Origin of the sequence: Acinetobacter calcoaceticus DSM 30006 = CIP 81.8 (assembly GCF_000368965.1) — a bacterium.
In the GTDB taxonomy this organism is placed as follows: Bacteria; Pseudomonadota; Gammaproteobacteria; order Pseudomonadales; family Moraxellaceae; genus Acinetobacter; species Acinetobacter calcoaceticus.
On record NZ_KB849780.1, the window covers coordinates 2,326,681 to 2,346,162 of the forward strand.

Annotated in this window: 16 protein-coding genes; 6 read left to right on the top strand and 10 right to left on the bottom strand. The window is 39.3% G+C overall.

Annotation, left to right across the window (positions count from 1 at the left end):
* Window positions 1-8: 8 nt before the first annotated feature.
* Complete coding sequence (locus F936_RS15825; protein ID WP_005042907.1) at window positions 9-995, bottom strand: DUF1852 domain-containing protein; 987 nt, start codon at window positions 993-995, stop codon at window positions 9-11.
* A gap of 366 nt (window positions 996-1,361) precedes the next feature.
* Window positions 1,362-2,234 carry a LysR family transcriptional regulator gene (locus F936_RS15830; RefSeq protein WP_005048818.1) on the bottom strand — a complete coding sequence of 291 codons (873 nt, stop codon included), beginning with the start codon at window positions 2,232-2,234 and terminating at the stop codon, window positions 1,362-1,364.
* 255 nt (window positions 2,235-2,489) lie between these two features.
* On the opposite strand from F936_RS15830, the gene F936_RS15835 reads away from it, so the two are divergent.
* Window positions 2,490-3,098, top strand: coding sequence for a LysE family translocator (locus F936_RS15835; RefSeq protein ID WP_005048820.1), 609 nt, complete (start codon window positions 2,490-2,492; stop codon window positions 3,096-3,098).
* Window positions 3,099-3,184: 86 nt separating this feature from the next.
* On the opposite strand, the gene F936_RS15840 is transcribed toward F936_RS15835, so the two are convergent.
* Complete coding sequence (locus F936_RS15840; protein WP_080595382.1) at window positions 3,185-4,210, bottom strand: fatty acid desaturase; 1,026 nt, start codon at window positions 4,208-4,210, stop codon at window positions 3,185-3,187.
* 216 nt (window positions 4,211-4,426) lie between these two features.
* On the opposite strand from F936_RS15840, the gene F936_RS15845 reads away from it, so the two are divergent.
* Window positions 4,427-5,434 carry an AraC family transcriptional regulator gene (locus F936_RS15845; RefSeq protein WP_005048825.1) on the top strand — a complete coding sequence of 336 codons (1,008 nt, stop codon included), beginning with the start codon at window positions 4,427-4,429 and terminating at the stop codon, window positions 5,432-5,434.
* A gap of 60 nt (window positions 5,435-5,494) precedes the next feature.
* Here the strand turns inward: F936_RS15845 and F936_RS15850 are convergent, their stop codons facing one another.
* From F936_RS15850 to F936_RS15880, 7 genes are all read right to left on the bottom strand, one after another.
* Window positions 5,495-6,862 carry an amidohydrolase gene (locus F936_RS15850; RefSeq protein WP_005048827.1) on the bottom strand — a complete coding sequence of 456 codons (1,368 nt, stop codon included), beginning with the start codon at window positions 6,860-6,862 and terminating at the stop codon, window positions 5,495-5,497.
* A 33-nt stretch (window positions 6,863-6,895) separates the two neighbouring features.
* On the bottom strand, window positions 6,896-8,281 hold the full coding sequence (locus F936_RS15855) for a hypothetical protein (RefSeq protein ID WP_005048830.1): 1,386 nt from the start codon (window positions 8,279-8,281) through the stop codon (window positions 6,896-6,898).
* A 397-nt stretch (window positions 8,282-8,678) separates the two neighbouring features.
* Window positions 8,679-9,932 (bottom strand): DcaP family trimeric outer membrane transporter, encoded by a 1,254-nt coding sequence (locus tag F936_RS15860; protein WP_005048832.1) that lies wholly within the window; start codon window positions 9,930-9,932, stop codon window positions 8,679-8,681.
* A 106-nt stretch (window positions 9,933-10,038) separates the two neighbouring features.
* On the bottom strand, window positions 10,039-11,085 hold the full coding sequence (locus tag F936_RS15865; protein WP_005048834.1) for an AbrB family transcriptional regulator: 1,047 nt from the start codon (window positions 11,083-11,085) through the stop codon (window positions 10,039-10,041).
* 49 nt (window positions 11,086-11,134) lie between these two features.
* The gene (locus F936_RS15870; RefSeq protein WP_003655925.1) at window positions 11,135-12,634 is read right to left on the bottom strand and encodes a tripartite tricarboxylate transporter permease; all 1,500 of its coding nucleotides are present in this window, start codon (window positions 12,632-12,634) and stop codon (window positions 11,135-11,137) included.
* Window positions 12,635-12,646: 12 nt separating this feature from the next.
* The gene (locus tag F936_RS15875; protein WP_080631702.1) at window positions 12,647-13,093 is read right to left on the bottom strand and encodes a tripartite tricarboxylate transporter TctB family protein; all 447 of its coding nucleotides are present in this window, start codon (window positions 13,091-13,093) and stop codon (window positions 12,647-12,649) included.
* Window positions 13,094-13,147: 54 nt separating this feature from the next.
* Window positions 13,148-14,200 (bottom strand): Bug family tripartite tricarboxylate transporter substrate binding protein, encoded by a 1,053-nt coding sequence (locus F936_RS15880; protein WP_005048839.1) that lies wholly within the window; start codon window positions 14,198-14,200, stop codon window positions 13,148-13,150.
* A gap of 734 nt (window positions 14,201-14,934) precedes the next feature.
* Here F936_RS15880 and F936_RS15885 point away from each other — a divergent pair.
* The 4 genes from F936_RS15885 (at window position 14,935) to F936_RS15905 (ending at window position 19,399) form a co-directional block, all read left to right on the top strand.
* Window positions 14,935-15,864, top strand: coding sequence for a LysR family transcriptional regulator (locus F936_RS15885; protein ID WP_003655918.1), 930 nt, complete (start codon window positions 14,935-14,937; stop codon window positions 15,862-15,864).
* A gap of 276 nt (window positions 15,865-16,140) precedes the next feature.
* Window positions 16,141-17,451, top strand: a complete 1,311-nt coding sequence (gene tcuC, locus F936_RS15895; RefSeq protein WP_003655916.1) for an MFS transporter — start codon at window positions 16,141-16,143, stop codon at window positions 17,449-17,451.
* Between the two features lie 91 nt (window positions 17,452-17,542).
* Window positions 17,543-18,337: a substrate-binding domain-containing protein gene (locus F936_RS15900; RefSeq protein WP_005048841.1), complete on the top strand. Its 795-nt coding sequence runs from the start codon at window positions 17,543-17,545 to the stop codon at window positions 18,335-18,337.
* A gap of 132 nt (window positions 18,338-18,469) precedes the next feature.
* Window positions 18,470-19,399, top strand: a complete 930-nt coding sequence (locus tag F936_RS15905) for a LysR family transcriptional regulator (RefSeq protein ID WP_005048843.1) — start codon at window positions 18,470-18,472, stop codon at window positions 19,397-19,399.
* The last annotated feature ends 83 nt before the right edge of the window (window positions 19,400-19,482 follow it).

Sequence of the window (19,482 nt, forward strand, 5' to 3'; positions counted from 1 at the left end):
TATGTTGATTAATTAGGAGCGTAATTAGCAGACCACTGCTCAAGAATCGCTTGGTATGGTTTGATAAATTGCTCTTCAACAAACTTCCCCTGCTCAATAGCCAAACGGCTACGTTCTTCTCGGTCATACACAATTCGAGTAAGTGAATAATCTTCATTCTTCAAACTTGGCTGATAAGATTTTCCAGCAACTGAATTTGCGTTGTAAATTTCAGGGCGGTAAATCTTTTGGAACGATTCCATGGTGCTGATAGTGCTGATCAACTCAAGGTTGGTGTAATCACTCAGCAAATCACCAGTAAAATAGAACGCCAAAGGTGCAGCACTGTTTTTCGGCATGAAATAGCGAACTTTTAAGCCCATTTTTTGGAAATATTCATCAGTTAATGAATAGTCTTCTTGCTTATATTCCACACCCAAAACTGGATGCTCATTTTCAGTGCGGTGGTACACTTTAGTTGTTGAAACACTTAAGCAAATCACTGGCGCTTTTTTAAAGTTTGCTCTGTAAGTCTCAGAGTTAATAAAGCTCTTAAACAAGTTACCGTGCAATTCGCCAAATTTCTCTGGAGTGCTAAAGGTAGACTGATTTTTATTGTGGTCTAACAAAAGCACACTAAAGTCATAGTCACGTACATAAGACGAGAAGTTGTTGCCTACAATGCCTTCAATGCGTTCATTGGTCTTTTTATCAACAATATTGGTTTTCAATATTTCGATTAAAGGAAGCGCACTGTTATGGCTTGCAGCATCAACATTCATTTCAACTGAAATGATTTCAAGTTCAACCGCATAGCGATCGCCTTTAGGGTTGTCCCAATGAGCTAAAGTATTAAAACGATTGTCGATCATCTGTAATGTGTTGCGCAGATTCTCTTGACGGCTCATCCCTCTCGCCAAGTTAGCAAAGTTGGTTGTAATACGCGTATTGTCTGCTGGACGATAGTTTTCATCGAAACAAATACTCTTAATCGTAAATGTAAATTCTTTACTCATTTTGATCAGTACCCTAATTTCTGAGATAAACCTAAAAATATTTCGAGCTCTTTTTAAACTTTCCAGCCTTGTCAGATTTGTGCCTTATGGTCTTATCAAAACTGAATTACTGGAACGCTTCAGAGCGTGAATAGATTTATACCGCAATCACAACATGAATAAAAATGATTTAGTCTCATTCAAAACTGAGTGAAATTCATGTTTAGGGTTTAATAAAGACGTATGAAGTTAAATATTTTTCATCTTGAGGAATTTTAGACAGCAAAAATTCAATATACGGCGCTCGCCTAGCACCTTAATTATTTTAAATATTTATTATTATTTTCAATAATTTAAACAACAAAACCTTTAAAATAATGCCTAAATTTAAAGTAACTTATGCTGACTCTCATTCATCTCTGCTTTTAGCCATTCTAAAAATATAATCTTCCGTGGGTCTTCTTCAAAAGCCCTATGAGAAAGTAAATAATAGGCTGAACCGTCTTGTACAACTGGTGATTTTTTTTGCAGTAAGTTCCACTCTAGCTCTTTTTCAATCATATAAATTGAAATGACTGTGGCTCCAAGTCCAGCCAAACAACCTTCTAAACATAGATAAAAATGTTCGAGTTCAACTTTAGCGTATCCTTTTAAACTCTGCTTTAACTCTGCAATGCGGCTAATGCTTTTGAAAAAATTCGGTCTAGAGGTCGAGATAAGTACGTCTTTTGTGTCCGATGACGTAGTTGCTTGAATCATTGCGATGTATTCATCGGCAATTTTCTCGCTATAAATATGCTCTCCCCAATCAAAATCATTTCTGCGAATTGCTATATCAATATTATCTTTTTCAAAGTCGACCACCCCACCTGCTGTGAGTAACACCACCTCAAAATCATGACCAAGCTTTTTAAATTTTGATAACCGAGGAATGAGCCATTTCATCGAAAGTGTCGGTTCACACGACAAAACCAGTTGCTTGTTGTGAGTTTTAGGCTGGCTTAGTTGTATTAAACATTCATCGAGTTGACCAAAAACCTGATGGCAACAATTCAATAAAATTTCACCCTGCTCAGTCATCACAAGTGTTTTATTTTTTCGATCGAACAAAGCCGAATTTAAAGCTTCTTCTAAATTATAAATTTGCTTGCTGACCGCACTTTGCGTCACAAATAATTTCTTTGCAGCTAAAGTGACGCTGCCATACTTAGCCACAAAATAGAAAAATTTTAATGAATTCAGCGATATTCTTTCTATCATTCCAAAAACTCATAGGTAGTTAGTCGTTTTTATCGATTTTTATTTCTAGGTTTCTGTTCAAAATAAAAATCATCTTTATTAAACCCTATTTTAGATGATGAAAAACATATTGAATATCGATATCTATCTTCACAAACCTAAAACCCCGACATCTCTTGCAAAAAGAATAGCAATTTTAAGTAGTGTTTTCGCCCTCTTATATACATTCCAAAAAGTACAGAGTGGTTCCCTCATTTTCAGTGAGGGTGCAAGATAATGGCAGAGTTTATTGCGGTTATTCTCATTACGATTTTGGCGGTGGTTAGCTCCGGTGCTGACTTCGCGATTGTGACCAAAAATAGTTATCTGTACGGTCGAAAAATAGGTGTATTCACTTCACTTGGAATATCGCTTGGCGTGTTGGTACATGTGACCTATACGTTAGTTGCTGTTGCGTTTGTGATGACTTATACGCCGCAAATTTTGAATATTGTTAAGTATATTGGTGCGATTTACCTGATCTATATTGGCTATAAAACCTTTACTCAAAAACCAGTTTTAGACACTGCCGCCTTAACTTCTATAGGTAGTTTTCAAGCCATAAAATACGGCTTTTTTACCAATGCCCTTAACCCGAAAACCACGCTATTCGTGATTAGTACCTATACTCAAATTGTGAGTTTAACCACGCCTAAAACCGTTCTTTTGGCTTATGGCTTTTTTATGTCATTTGCACATTTTGTATGGTTTTCATTGGTGGCTGTGCTGTTTTCATCCATGCTGTTAAGGCAAAAAATGTTAGCCAAACAAGTGCAAATTAATAAGGTGATTGGTTCAATTTTATGTGCTTTAGGTGTGATTCTTCTTTTTACTCAGTTTCAATAGACCAATGAATTTTAAGAAACTGTAGAGTGTGGACTGAGTCCTGTGTACAGAACTCAGTCCATTCAAGCGAGTTATGAATCTATTTTTTAAGTATTCGATTCAGATAAATCATTTACATTCCAACGATTTGCTCTTTTAAATGTTCCGACATCATTAAATCGAACCCCCATATCACGCATAACTTTATGGGCAACAGGCGCAGTCATTTGGCGAATGTAGAAAGGCTCTTTCACTACAAAATGATGAATGGCATGCGTCGAACCAAAGTTAAAGCAAAAGAGTTGGAACGGCATCATCCACCACGGTGTTAACACTTGAGTTTGTTGAATCACATTGCCCAATTCAACATCACCGTAGTAATGCATATTGCTTGTCACAAAGTGCAGGCAGAAAGTACGCAGCACATTTGGCGCAATCCACACCACAGTCAAAATATTAATCACATGCATAACATTTAGGGTTGTAGCTGACCACGCAATCGGTGCATTTGCCAAGCTTGAAACCATATCAACTGCATGGAAGCCTAAGAAGATATACCAAAGAGACCAATGAATAATTCCAAGTGGAAAATAAGCTAAGAACGCACGTTTAAAAATAACTTTTCTAACAGTCCAATTGCTTGCAGCAATAACGCGTAGCAAAACTGCAAAGCCATTGTCACCGATGGCGACGAGTCGGCGTATGCTCCACTGCTCTCCATTGGTGAGCGCTCTTTCTTCTAAATCAACTTCAGTGCCTGAATTTTTATGGTGATTAAAATGAAGCTCACGGCGTTTCCACGGGTTAATGGTACTTGGGCGAGCTAACCACACTAAGCCCATCATTAAATGATGTGCCCATGGTTTTTTTCTAAAATACATCCAGTGAATGAGGTCGTGTTCTAACTCATGGGTAAGAGATGCAAAAAACGCAATAATGGGAATTGCGAACCACGCTGAAAGATGATGATTGATATAAAGAAAGGCTGTAGCAATCATTCCAACGAGGGAAACAAATAGAATCATCGCCCCTATTGCGTTTTGATGGTTCAAAATGGGATGGCGCTTGCGTAAAGCCACACCTTCCGCTGTGACTACTTTTTTAATGTGTTCCGTTTTTTCGCTATCGCTCATTCCAGCAGGATTTTTATATATGTAGGTCATCCGTTATTCCTCAGTTTTCTCATGTCCCTACTTTATTTATATCTACCTTTGTACGCTTAGCTCGAAACGCCAATCTATTGGCTATGGATGCCAAAATAGAAAGATTCAAAACAAACAAAAGATTTTTTAGTTTTGAATCTTTTATACTGCTGACAGGAATATGAGTCACAAGTTATAGGACATAACATGCCACAGACAGCAACGGCACTGGCTAGCTGGGTTAAAGCGATTCAAAAAGCGCTTGAGAAAGCAGGTGTGGATAGCCAACCTTTATTAAAACAAGCAGGTTTAGATGTTCAGGCCCTAAATGATCCAGATGCACGCTATTCATTAAAAAACACAGCAAATTTATGGAAACTAGCCGTTCAAGCGACTCAGGACTCATGCTTTGGACTTAAAGTTGCCAGCCAAGTCAACCAAAATACATTTCATGTGTTGGGCCATTCACTCATTACCAGCACAACACTAAAAGAAATGTTTTTAAGAATTATTCGTTACTTCCGCATAGTGACCGACATTCCTGAACTCGAATTTTATGGTGAGGGAAAAAATCATTATTTCGTTATTCATGTTCCCGACGAAGTTCAACCCGAATCTATCGATGCTTTTATCTCTGTTTTTATTCGTTCAAGTCGCGCGTTACAAGGCTCTGTTTTTTCGCCCTTACGCATTGAACTAAGACGCTCGGAACCAGAAGATCTGGAAAACTTTAAAAGCATTTTAAAAGCCCCGATTGTGTTTAATGCGCCCAAAGACATGATTGTGTTTGACACAGCAACCATAGAACAGCCTTTAGATGGTGGGAATCCTAGCCTCACTCAAGAATATGATGAGATTATTAATCGTTATCTCGCACGATTTGATAAAGAAAATATATTGGCTCGTGTGAAAGTAAAACTCATTGAAAAATTATCTACAGGTGACTTTCAACAGCAAGACGTTGCGAAAAGTTTAGGCTTAAGTATACGCAGTCTGCAACGCAAGCTTTCGGCAGAAAATACGTCTTATAGCGAGCTACTCGACAATACACGGCACGAACTGGCTTTGTCGTATATCAAAAATTCAAGCCACAATATTACCGAAATTGCCTATATTCTTGGCTTTACCGATGTGAGTAGTTTTACCCGTGCTTTTCGACGTTGGACAGATTTATCACCGCTACACTATCGGGAAAAACATCTGTCTTTCTCTTAAATTTTTAAAAATTTTAGATAAAAAAAAGATGCATTCATGTGCATCTTTTTTATGAATATCTTATTTTTTATTTAACAGTTCAAGCATGGACACTGTGGCGACTTTAGCTCCGACTGGCAAGGCTTTTAAATCTACAACATAGTTCGGACTGTGCGGAATGTAAGGTGCGGGTTTGCCTTGCTTTACTGCATTTGCAAACACAACCGGATCTGCCACACCAATGAACATAAAGTTAAACGGAATGTCTTTTTGATCACCTAAGAGATGATGAACATCTTCTGACCCCATAAACGGTGGGAAATTGGTTAAGACTTGTTTGTCACCTAATAACGCTTTTAATGGTCCATTTAAACGCGCAGAGAACTCTTTATTGTTGACTACAGGCATGGTCGAACCTTTGAGCGTTAAAGTAGGCAATTGATCTTGACTCATACCCTGCATTTCGGCTGCGCCTTCACTCATGAGCTTAATGTTATTTAACATCGTTTCACGTACTTTTGGATCAAACCAGCGCATATTCATTTTGACCAACGCGGTTGAAGGGATCACGTTATTCGAATTTCCGGCTTGAATTGAACCAATAGACAATGCTGCAGGTTGCTGGGTGTTAACTGCGTTGCCCATAATAGTTTGATATTGAGTAATGGCATTTGCAGCCATGCTAATCGGGTTCTTGGTTAAATATGGGAGTGAACCATGCCCACCAACCCCTTTAAATAAAATATCAAGTTGATCGGTTCCCGCCATGCGTGGTCCCGGTGCATTGATTACCGTTCCAACAGGTGCAGGTGTGGTATGAACTGCAAAAAAATAATCGGGTTTTGGTAAATTATATTTTGTCCACAAACCGTCAGTCACCATTGCTTTAGCACCCGTTACAGGCTCTTCAGCAGGTTGTGCGACTAAAATAATGGTTCCGCTCCATTCCTTTTTTAGAGCTACCATGGTTTTTGCCATACTGAGCATCCATGTCACATGCGCATCATGACCACACATGTGTGCAACAGGCGTTTCGGTTCCATCATCGAGTTTTACCCGCACTTTACTTGCATAAGGTAAGCCAGTCGCTTCTTGAACAGTATTGGCATCCATGTCGGCACGGTACATGACCGTTGGCCCTGCACCGTTTTTTAAAATGCCAACCACACCTGTCTTGGCTATTCCAGTTTTAACATCAAACCCTAATGACTTAAGCTCTTTGGCAACAATGGCAGAGGTACGCGTTTCCATAAACCCAAGTTCAGGGTGCTCATGAATATCTTTATAAACCTTACTTAACCATTCTGTTTGTCCATCAATAATCGTTAACGCTTTTTGTGAGACAGTAGGTAAATTAGATGGGTTTACTTCGGCATGGAGGACAGTTCCATAACCTGCCATCAAAGTCGATAACCCTAAAAATATGCCGTTTTTGATGATTTTATTCATGTAATTAAAACCTTATAAATGAATGATTTAATTTTAAAATTTATATCCTATTTTTAAGCCATAGCTTATAGAGTGATTATCCTTAAACTCACCCACATAATAGTCACTGCCTGCCTGTGCGCCAAGCTGAGCTTTTGCATCGCCTAACCAGTAATATTTCACACCACCAGAAATAAAGTATTGCGATGTTGGACTGTATTGGGCTCCCACTCCTAAGTTGTAATATCCCTTGGTTGGGCCACCCGTTGAAACTTTATCGCCAGCTCCCGAGTCCCAGCCCACTGATACAGAACCTAGCCATTTAGTTGAAAAACGTTGCCCTAGTCCTAAATTTAAAGCCCACTGGTCATCATCATAACGAACCAAATTAAACCCTTCTGGACGGCTTGGTGTTGATAATCCCCCAATAACTTTTGAAATTTCACCAAAACGGTAAGGTTGTAGCGCCAAATCACTCCAATTTACCCAACGCAAGCTCCCAAACAATAAAGCTCCTTGGCGTAAACCTGTTTGAAATTCTAAATTCACTGAGTTTGGAGATTTAAATTTGGTTGTGCCAGAGCCTTCGGTATTGGGTAACTCTGAAATAATATGATTTAAATAATTTTTCTTTTGCTCGGTCATCTGCCCGATAGAAATCATATAGTCGAGATGTTGGCTAACTAAATCGCGTCCTTGCTGAGTCGTTAACATATCAATTAACGGCGCATTTTCAGTTGCGTTTACTTTGTGGGTAATGGCAGACCGATAGGTAAGCGAAACTTTAACGGCCTTTTCAGGAATTTGATAAGCCAGTCCAGCCAACCAACCCCAATCGCCCACAGTTTTAGTTTGAAAGTCATAGCCATTATAAAGACTAAATACATTGCCTCTTAAATTGACCTGACTTTTGAAGGTTTGATAAACCGGCCCTGCAAAAATATTCCAATTTTTATTAGGTTGATATCCAGCAATGAAGCTAAAACTTTGAATATCAAATTCTGATTTTGCATTTCCTGTGGGAACTTGACCAGAAGTAGCATTTGCAAGGCTTGTAGTCGTAATACCTGGAAGCATAACTGTATCTTTCGGGGTTGCGACAAAGCCATTTACACCAGAATATTCGGTGTCAGCCCCAAAAGGCTGATCGTAAAGCAACCCAAATGAATACTGCGGTGCCAACTGTAATTTTAAAGCCGCAGTCGGCCGATAATCTGTATTGGCAATATCGGAAATTGACTGATGTGAAGGGTTAGTACCAGATTCCACTCCTTTTAAATCAGTATCTGTCACACCTAAACTGGCTTCAAAGTAATTTCCCGGTTGTAAAAATGCTGATACGGATTGGCCTGTTTTATCAAATGCCGCAGCATGTAATGCACTTGTACAAATTGAAGCGATTCCCAATACTAATGTTCTATTTCTTACTACAAAAATCATGGATCCATCCTGGATTTTTTTATTTTGATTGTTCACTTTATTAAGATTTTGAGTGGTGTGCTTAGCCCCAAACGCCAATTCGTTGACTGTAGATGCCATATTTAAAAATTATAAGATTACCTCTTTGTGACGAGATAAGTCCTTTTGAACTCAAGATTAAAGACGACGATGATTTAAAACTTTCAGATAATTTTTTAAGAAACTTTTGTATTTATTGCTGTTAATATTAAAGCGCATGATAGATTTCCCAATCCTTCATATCTCTATAAATCACGGCACACCAAACTAGAAAAGCTAAAGCAATGATATTTATATACCTTCGCTTTAGCTTATAAATTTATCGGATATACAGTCTGTAGATTAAAATAGTGCATACATCAGTAATCTACATCTTCAGCTAAAATTCATATTTCGCCATCATTTCTATACGCTTATCTTTCCCTACTTGCTGACTTACGGTGTTGCGCTCACCATAGACATATTCAACCCCAAAAGTTAAGGGTTTATTGGGTTTAAACATCAGGTTAGCCCAGCTTTGTTGTAACTTCTTATTTGCATCTTTTGTTATTACATCTTTATCTTCATAGATCAATGCGCCATGACCTATTGTACCCCTTAGCTTTTCATTAAATTGATAAGTAAGGCCCATTTGAAATGCATCAAAATCAATTAATTCGACATCATCTCCGTTTTGGATATGACGAACATTATCAGAGGTAGCCAGTAATAATTTATTGTCTCCAGAAACATGCGAATAGTTGCTATTAAATAATAAAGATGGTGTGATTTTATAGCGAAGACCTAATGCTGCACCCCATCCCATTTTAGTCTCATCATTTTCATTACGTAGACGGACTTCCTGAACTAAACCACGTGCAGTCATTACGCCTTTATCAGTGGCAAATTCATGTTTCAATTTACTTGCCAATAAAGGCAGGCGGTTCTCGTCATTGCCTTTTTCTAAGCTTAAAAAATAAGAGGTTGATGTATTGATTGGCCCTGAATAACGCACCATTGGATTACGATTGGTACCACCACCTAAAGCGGTATTTGAATCTAGCATTTCTGGTGCTGTTTCAGTTGAAAGAAAAGTAGACGTCGTTTGACCGATCAACCAACGATCATAATTTAAATAGACATGTCGCAGACGAGCATTGTCTTTATTTGCCCCGCCGCGAAAATCTATTTCAATTTTCCCTTTTAACGTCTTTTCCCCTACAGCAGTATTAAAATCTAAACCAATACGAGAGGCATTTACGGTCGAATCCAAGCGATCTTCAGTAGATTTTTTATCAGGATCCCCTTCTAGTAACACACCATTAATGCGGTTAAACATACCTTTCGCGCCTTCAAACTGATATGCAGCATCAGCACGAACAAAGCCATACAAATTAACATCGGCACCGGATTTTGATTGCCATTTGAATATAGCTTGAGTATTTTTTTCGGGCGGCGTGATAACATTTGCCGTAGGTACGTGTGGAACCTGTACGCTAATTATAGGTGTTGCTTTTTGAGTCTGAAGCATTTGTCTCAGTTCATTCACTTCAGCACGCAACTGTTCAAGTTCACTGTTCTGATTGGCATGGGTAAATGTGGTGAGAGTGGTTAAGCTAACGATTAGTACTGTCTTAGCTGAGTTAAATTTCATTTTGCATTCCTTTGTTTTATTTCAATAAACCGTGTTGTTCATCCATTTACAAAAATTGTAGATATACTCTCCCCCTAAATAGCTTTTTTCAGCTACTTAGAACGTCTTACTTTTTAGATTTAAAAAACCATTGAAGACTGCATTGATAAAAAAAACGTGTAGTGAGAATTACAAAAATTAATCTTGAGAGCTGAAAGGCAACTACAATGGGTACTGCGAGACCGAGAGCTTTAGCCATCAGTGACATTTCTGCAATGCCTCCGGGGGAAAGGCCTAAAATCAAGATTTGTTTTTCCGTATGGCTTAAGTTGACCAGTAATAACGCAAAGCTAATCGATAACACCAAAGCCAGCAGATTGAATATCAGTGTTATTCCAATAAACTTTTTATTTTTCTTTAAAAAGCTAAATGGAAATTTGCTGCCTAATGACCAACCAATACAGACTTGACCAAAGGCAGTAAACCATTCAGGCAATTTCATCTGAAGTATTCCGCAAAATGATAACAACCCGATAATGGCAAGTGGTCCCAAAATCCAAGCATTCAAAAGATTAAAAAATTGAAAAACCTTACCCACAAACAGGGCCAGACCAAACAGCAATACGACCTGAAAAAAGTTAAACTGGTCCGACACTGGTATCTTTAAACCAGTCCATTCAACTTGAAAATAAAGTTCCATGAAAATTGGAACCAACACAACTAGAACCACAATTCTCAAACTATGGGCAGCAACGACTTTCTCAACTTGAGCTTGATAGCGTTCTGCAATATTCACCATTTCACTGGCACTGCCAATGGCCGAAGAAAACCATGCAGTTGCCCAATCCAATGCATTAACTCGATATTGCAAACCAGCCAGCAACGTACCCAACACAAGTGACCATGCCAACCCAATTAGAATAAAGCCCCAATATGCCGCCACTGCCTGTACCAAGGCTGGTGTAAAGTATAAGCCTAAGGCCATACCAATAATGACCTGCCCTATGCGTCGCCAATGTGGATCACAAGCAAGTGGATGACCAACGCTACCGAACAATAAAGCCGTCAATAAAGGTCCAAGCAACCAAGGCAAGGGAATATACAAATATTTGGCAATTAAAGCTCCGACCAGAGCAATTGCTAATCCTTTGAGATTTGAGCTTATTTTTTCCATAATTCTGAGCAATAATAGTCAACGAATGCTGACTATTATTGTTGCCCTATTAAGCTTGTTGTTTTTTGATAAACAAGTACTTACGAACGATTGGCAAGATCAGTAATAATCCTGACATGATCCAAAGCCCCATACTGATATTACTGCTCCACAAGATGCCAAGTTCCCCTTGAGAAATCGACAAGGCACGGCGTAAATTTGATTCCATCAACTCTCCAAGTACGAAACCAAGAATCAGCGGTGCCAATGGGAAATCAAATTTTCGTAAAATATATCCAAACACACCCAAGCCCATACATAACAGCAAGTCAAAGATATTGCTATGAATAGCATACACACCAACAAAACTAACACTTGCGATGATCGGGATCAGAATATAATTAGGAATACTTAACATGCGGGCAAAGAAACCCACCAGTGGCAAGTTCAATACCAACAGAATGATATTACCCACCATTAAAGATGCAATTAGTGACCACACCAGTACAGGTTGCTGAACAAATAACTGTGGACCTGGTGTTATATTGTACATAAGCAATGCACCCATCATTACCGCAGTTGTACCTGAACCTGGCACACCCAAGGTCAACATCGGGACAAATGAACCACAAGCTGCTGCGTTATTCGCACTTTCGGGTGCAGCAAGACCGCGCAGATCACCTTTACCAAACTTACTACTATCCTTTGCCATTTTGCGTTCAGTGGTATAGGCCATTGCACTTGCAACTGTTGCACCTGCTCCAGGAAGAATACCCAAGAAGAAACCAATCACTGAACTGCGGATAATAGCAACTAACGAGAAGAAGAACTCTTTAAGATTAAAAAGAGAACGCTTTCCTTGTTTTAAGGTAACTTGACCAATTGTGGTACGTTCGAGTAGTAATAGAATTTCACTTACACTAAATAAGCCAATAACCAAAGTTGTAAAAGCAATTCCGTCACTTAAACCTACACTGTTAAAGGTAAAGCGATACACACCTGTAATTGCATCCATTCCCACAGTTGAAAGTGCTAAGCCCATGAGTGCCATAATTAAGGTTTTAAAAGGCTGTGTACTAACCAAACCAGTTAAACAAACAATTGCAAAGACCATCAGCGCAAAATATTCAGCGGGACCAAACGCAATTGCCCATTTCGCCAATATAGGAGCAAACAACACAATTCCAATAAAGGCGACAGTACTCCCAACAAAGGAACTGACCGATGACAAAGACAGTGCGATTCCGGCTTTTCCTTGCTGTGCCAATGGATAACCATCTAACGTGGTCATAATGGCCCCAGCATCTCCGGGTACGTTTAACAGAATCGCTGAAATACGTCCGCCGTATTCACAGCCCAAATAAACTGCTGCCAATAAAATCAAGGCACTATCTACGGGTAAACCCAAGGCATAAGCAAACGGTAGTAAAATTGCTACCCCATTAATTGGGCCTAAACCTGGCAATAACCCTACAATCGTTCCAATAAATGCGCCAATCAAAGCAATTAAAAGATTCTGCGGTTGCAAGGCAACCTCAAACCCCATCATTAAAAAACTTAATACATCCATATCGGGTCATCCTTAACCAAAAAATCCAAGTGGTAATGGCACATCCAAGAAACGGTCAAACATATAGTAGGTACTCATGCTAAGTACCAAACCTGTCACCAAAACCGGTATGGTTTTGCCATGGAAAAGTTTGCCCACTGCAATGGTCATTAATAGGGTTGCAACAATAAAGCCTAGCCATTCAAAAACTAATGCATATAGCGTTAAAGCCACCACACACAACGCTAACTTAACGACTAGATGTTTTGTCCACCCCAACTCAACGGGTTCAAACATAATGGCTGGTCGAATAGTTAGATACGCTGCACTCGCTGTAATTAACCCCATTAACAGAATAGGAAAAGCTTTAGGGCCCACTGGATCGTAGGAAATTGGCGCTTCAAAATTGCTCGCATAGATCAACAAAAATAATCCGCAAACCGTAATAATGGCGATAAGAATCCGTTCAGATTTCATCATCTATCCTCAGAAAAAAACTGAGCTGAAAAATAGCTTCTCAACCCAGCCTATTTGTTATTGTGATAATTTATATTCTTGCGATAACTGCCGCATTTCCGCGGTCTGTTTATAAACATAAGCAGTGAGTTCTTCACCTGTCATCTGAAATGGGAGTAGATCCTGATTTTCACGGACTGCATCAAATTTCTGGTTAGCCATCATTTTATCAAAGGCATTTTTCCACCAACCATAGGCTTCATCACTGACCTTTGGTCCCATATAGAAACCACGGATGACTGGCCACTCTATGTCGTAGCCTTGCTCTTTTGCAGTAGGTAATTTTGAGAACTTCCCGTCTAAACGCTTGTTTGCAAAAACTGCCAAAACCCGAATATCACCAGACTCTAGATATGAACTTACTTCACTGATATTCCCTACCCCGACTTGAATATGCTGCCCCAGTAATGAAGTCAGCACTTCCCCACCACCTTCAAGTGCAACAAATCTTAAATTGGCAGGACTAATACCTGCTTTTTTTGCCAACATTGCTGTTTGCATCCAGTCTTGACCACCCACACTTCCGGCACCACCAAAGCTCAGTGCTTTTGGGTTTTCTCGGAGTGCTTTCATCAAGTCATCTAGGTTTTTCAATGGTGAGTCTTTATGTACCGAAACCAGACCATAATCTACGGCGACCCCAGACAACCATTTCACATCTTTTTCAGTGAAGTTTCCGAATTTTCCTTGTGCCAAGTTCAAGAGTGAACCAGTGGAAAATGCAACTACTGCATTATTATTAGCAGGATCACTGTTTACGATCTTATTATAGGCTACGGCACCTACCCCACCTGGCATATAGGTTACGCGTATTGGGTCTTTAAGCTGGTCTGTTTGTTTAAAGCCAGATTGGATTAATTTACAAGTCATATCAAACCCGCCGCCCGGCTTTGCTGGGGCTATACATTCCGGACGTTTTGGCTGACCAGCCTCTTTAGAAGCATTTCCTGAACCACATCCAGCCATTGTCACACTGACGCATGTTAATGCGAGTAAAGTTAAATTTTTCATGTTACATACATCCTTATAACGTTTTGCTCTATTCATATTTTGATTTTTACCAATCTCCATAATCGACCTCCTTGGCACGATCATGTTTACTGGTTTTTAGTTTTAATCTTGTGTTTTGAAATGCGCTCTTTCACAGCGAACTTCAGCAATGCTGCGTTACTATAAAAATTACGAATCAACCGACTAAAAGAAATAGCTAAGTGGAGGGAAAGTTATGACAACCACCAGATCTATAATGAGTAATTAAAACCTTTGCAAAAATATCCAAAAATGCTGGTTTTAATTAATACTGATGAATAACAATAAGATAGTAAAAACATAATCTATTGAGTTGTCTTTTGCATATCCATGCTATGGGTAACGTTTAATATTCAAATAAAAAAACCTATTTACCCAATCTTCCCTTCTGATCAAATGAGCTCAATACTCATATGTTTTTCCAATAGTTATTTAATCAGGTGCGCTTCTTCATAATTTGCAAACCCATCATATTTTTTAATGCATCATGCATTTAATGCTCTCCCTTTCTAATTTGAGAAGATTAAAGCACAGAATAAGAAATCATCGTGATACCAATAATTTAAAGGGGGCATTAGTAAAATTAAATAGGCTTAAAATTCCAAGTAAAGAGAGTAGGAGAAACTGAAAAGGGTCGTTTTATTATTATTGGAATATGAAGTTAAAGATAACTTTTATAAGAATGGATAATTATTTATAAGAGAATATACAGCTGTTAATATACAAAAAATCTATGAAAATTTAACGCTTACTAAAATTAATACGGACATTTATATATGGAAATCAAGCAAATAAAGTATTTTTTGACGGTCGTTGAAGCAGGCAGTATTGGTAAGGCAGCCCAAAAACTTGATGTTGGTGCTTCGGCAATTAGTCAACAAATTAGTAAACTAGAACAAGAGTTAAGCATTCGCTTGCTGCAGCGTAATGCCTTTGGTGTCACACCAACTCCCGCAGGTCTCGCATTTTTAAAACATTCTCAACTTATTTTACGTCAAGTGAACTTTGCAATAGATGCTGCACATTCTGCAAGACTTTCTGGACATGTCAGCCTTGGGTTTCCACCGACCATTACCGCTTTGATTGGCATCCCTTTAATGAAATTAATGTCTGAACGCTATCCAGACATTCGTCTTGAGATTGTCGAAACACTGTCGGGTAATCTCATTCAAGCCATTAACTCCCGTCAGCTTGATATTGCCATTATTTTTACCAATGAAATTGATAAGCAATGGTCGATACAACCATTGGTACGCGAGCAAATGTATTTAATGGCACGCAAAGAAGTGCTCGAAAAATACGGTCTTGCTGAATGCATCAAAAGCGGCATTATTCAGTCCCAACAAATTGGTGACATTCCTTTAGTACTGCCACGCCAGCGCCACAGTCTAAGAAAATTACTTGAACACAAGATTGGACAGCTTAATGTCGTCTATGAAATTGATGGCCTGCACTTACTCATGGATAGCCTGATTCACCTTGAACTTGCCAGTGTCCGCCCCGGAAGTGCTTGTCTCCAAGAGTACAAACATAAGCTTCAATTGCTCAAACTGGTTGATCCTGAAGTTGAGCGAATCAATTACTTGGTGAGCCTTGCCGAAGAAGAATTATCCCCTGCAGCACTCGCTGCTAAGTCTGCAATTAAAGCGTGTGTGAAAGAGCTTATTCAAAATCAAATCTGGCCATGTTCTGAAATTATTTTATAAAAGGCCATTAATTTTATTAAATACCCAATTAATTTTGCCCTCTCACTCCCTCCTGCTTTTTGAGATTACATTTTCGTCCGAATGATAAGTGGTTTTCTGTTTATCAAAATATAGATGTGTAGTTTGAACTGGAAACAAGGCATCACATTTTCTACGAAGGGTCTCTCTAAATCTCATCTCAAACCAATTTTTATTTAGGTTTATTGATTGAACCGATTTAGGTCCGACCTCGAAAATCGTGAATGTTTCCATTCTGTCAGGCCAAGGAGGTCTCCAATGGATGTCGTGAATAACCCTAGGGCTACTTTTAAAAAAATATTAAATGTAACGAGTGGCAACTTTTTAGAACAGTACGATTTTTTTCTTTTTGGTTTCTATGCCACTTATATTGCAGCAAAATTTTTCCATTCTGAAAATGAATATGTCTCTTTAATGATGACATTTACCGTATTTGCTGCGGGCTTTCTTATGCGTCCTCTTGGCGCTATTTTCTTGGGTGCTTATGTCGACAGAGTTGGGCGACGTAAAGGTCTTATTGTGACCTTAAGCCTTATGGCAATCGGAACCATCTTAATTACCTTTGTGCCAGGTTATGAAACCATTGGTATTATTGCGCCAATTTTGGTGGTAATTGGACGTCTATTACAAGGCTTCTCGGCAGGCGTTGAATCTGGCGGTGTTTCTATTTATTTAGCTGAAATTGCAACAGATAAAAACCGTGGATTTATCACAAGCTGGCAGTCTGGCAGCCAACAGATTGCTGTTGTGTTTGCCGCATTACTTGGTTACTGGCTCAACACCATTTTAACTACTGCTCAAGTGGGTGAATGGGGCTGGCGTATTCCGTTCTTAATTGGTTGTTTAATTATTCCTTTAATCTTTTTATTCCGCCGTACTTTAGAGGAAACTGAAGACTTTAAAGCTCAAAAAACTCATCCAACTTCTAAAGAGATTTTCAGCACACTCGTGAGCAACTGGCGTATTGTGCTTGCCGGTATGATGATGAGCGCGATGACAACGACTACTTTCTACTTTATTACGGTTTACACCACAGTATATGCAAAACGTACTTTAGAAATGTCGGTAACAGATAGCCTGTTAGCAACCGTATTTGTTGGTTTGTCGAACTTTTTCTGGTTACCAATAGGTGGACTACTTTCAGACAAAATTGGTCGTCGTCCTGTTTTAGTCGGTATTACCACACTTGCTCTCTTTACAAGTTATCCAGTTTTAAGCTGGTTAGTGAGTGACATTAGTTTCACTAACCTTTTGATTACACTTGCTTACTTCTCGTTCTTCTTTGGTCTGTACAACGGAACCATGGTCGCAACGCTTGCCGAAGTGATGCCAAAACGTGTACGTACAGTCGGCTTCTCTTTAGCGTTCAGTCTTGCAGCAGCTATTTTTGGTGGCATGACCCCGATTGCCTGTACATATCTAGTCGAAAATACGGGTAATGCAAGTGCACCAGCATTTTGGCTGATGTTAGCTGCGGTATGTAGCCTCATCTCAAGCTTATATCTATGCCGCGGTTCCAAGCAGAAAAATTCTGAAGCAATTGCTGAACCTGTGAAGGTTAGCGCTTAAAACAAACTACAACTTAACCTGAAATTTTAATGAACAGTACGGCAGATCTTCAGTCTCCGTACTGCGTCTCTTGCAACTAAAGTGAGGCATTATGAAAAAGTCCCCTATCTTCATGACCATTTGCCTAGCTAGTGCAGGCTTAGGATCAACACTTGCTAACGCAGATACAATCGAAGTGATTAGCTCAGGCGGTTTTTATTCATCTATGGAAAAACTCATTCCAATATTTGAAAAGCAAACTGGTCACACGGTTCACCTCTCATCTGGTTCATCAATGGGTGCTTCACCAACTGCAATCCCAAACCGTCTTGACCGTGGTGAACATTTTGATGTTGTGGTATTGGCTGCTCCTGAACTAAACAAGCTTGCAGAAAAGGGTTATGTAGACCCAAATTCACAAAGTGCTTTAGTTAATTCAAGCATTGGAATGGCTGTGCCTAAAGGTGCCCCAAAACCTGATATTAGCTCTGCAGCAAAATTCGAAAAGGTTTTATTAAATGCAAAGCACATAGGCTATTCGGCAAGTGCGAGCGGCACACATCTTGAAAAGAATGTTTTCCCAAGCTTCTCGCCTGTGGAATACAAAGTAATTTCTGGTAAAGCAGAAAAAGTGGTAGGTGACCGCGTTGCAAAACGTATTGCGGAAGGACAGTTTGATATTGGCTTCCAGCAAATCAGTGAAATCAAACCTTTCACTGGCAAATATGGTCAGGTTGATTTAGTCGGTCCAATTCCAGCACCTTATCAGAAAGTCACCGTGTTTGCGGCGGGCATTGGTAAAAACTCTGAACATGAGAAGGTTGCAAAAGAGTTAATCAAATTTGTGAAATCGCCACAAGCAACACAAATTATTGAAGAACAGGGTCTTGAGCAGGTTAAAGAATAAAAGCTCTAAAAGGCAACGTCTTGAGGTGATGTTGCCTTTACTCTATTGCCGGTTTACTCAAAGCAATAGAACAAAATATATAGCGATAAACCAGTGTAGAATTAATCCATAAAGGTTAATGTAGTATTTGCCGTGGAACTCAAACAATTAAAGTATTTTATTGCAGTGATCGAGTCAGGAAGCTTGGGTAAAGCTGCAAAAAATCTCGATATTGGAACGTCTGCATTAAGTCAGCAAATCTCAAAATTAGAAAGCGAACTCTCCATTCGCCTTTTACAACGTACCGCTTTGGGTACAGTTCCCACCCCTGCGGGTTTAGCTTTTTTTCAACAAGTTCAACTGGCGCTTAGGCATCTAGATCATGCCGTAGATTCTGCTCATTCTTCACGTTTAAGTGGTCATGTTACCGTCGGTTTTTCTCCGAGTGTTGCAGCGGTTATTGGTACTCACTTTTTAAAACTCATGAGAAATCGCTATCCCGACATTAAAGTACGTTTAATTGAAGGGTTATCAGGTGATCTCAAGGCATTGGTCAATGCAAGACAACTCGATGTTGCTATCATCTTTAGTGACGATGTAGACCCTCAGTGGGCGATACAGCCTTTAGTCAAAGAACAGATGTTTTTAATTTCGCCTAAAGAAGTGCTGAGCCAGTACCACCTTGAAAGCTGTATCGACACTCAAACCATTACCCATCCACAACTAAAAGAACTTCCACTGATTTTACCGAGCCAACGACATGGGCTGCGTTTGTTGCTCGAACAAAAAATTCATCAGCTTAAAGTGGCCTATGAAATTGATGGGCTACATTTGCTAATGGAAAGCATTAGCAAACTTGAAATGGCAACCATCCAACCTGCGGGTGCAGCATTAAACTCTCGGCAAGACTTATGTTTACTGCGCGTTGTAGAACCTGCAATTGAACGTATTAACTATTTAATTAGTTTATCTGAAGAAGAAATCTCGCCTGCCACTTTAGCCACTAAAGTGGTGATTCGTGCCTGTGTGACCAACCTGATTAATGAAAAACGCTGGCCAGGTGCGGAGATAATAAACACTTAAGCCATTAGTGTTTATTTTTACTAAACACCCATTCAAGCCCAGCCTCTCACTCCACCTTCTCTTTTAAAGCTACATTAGCCCTA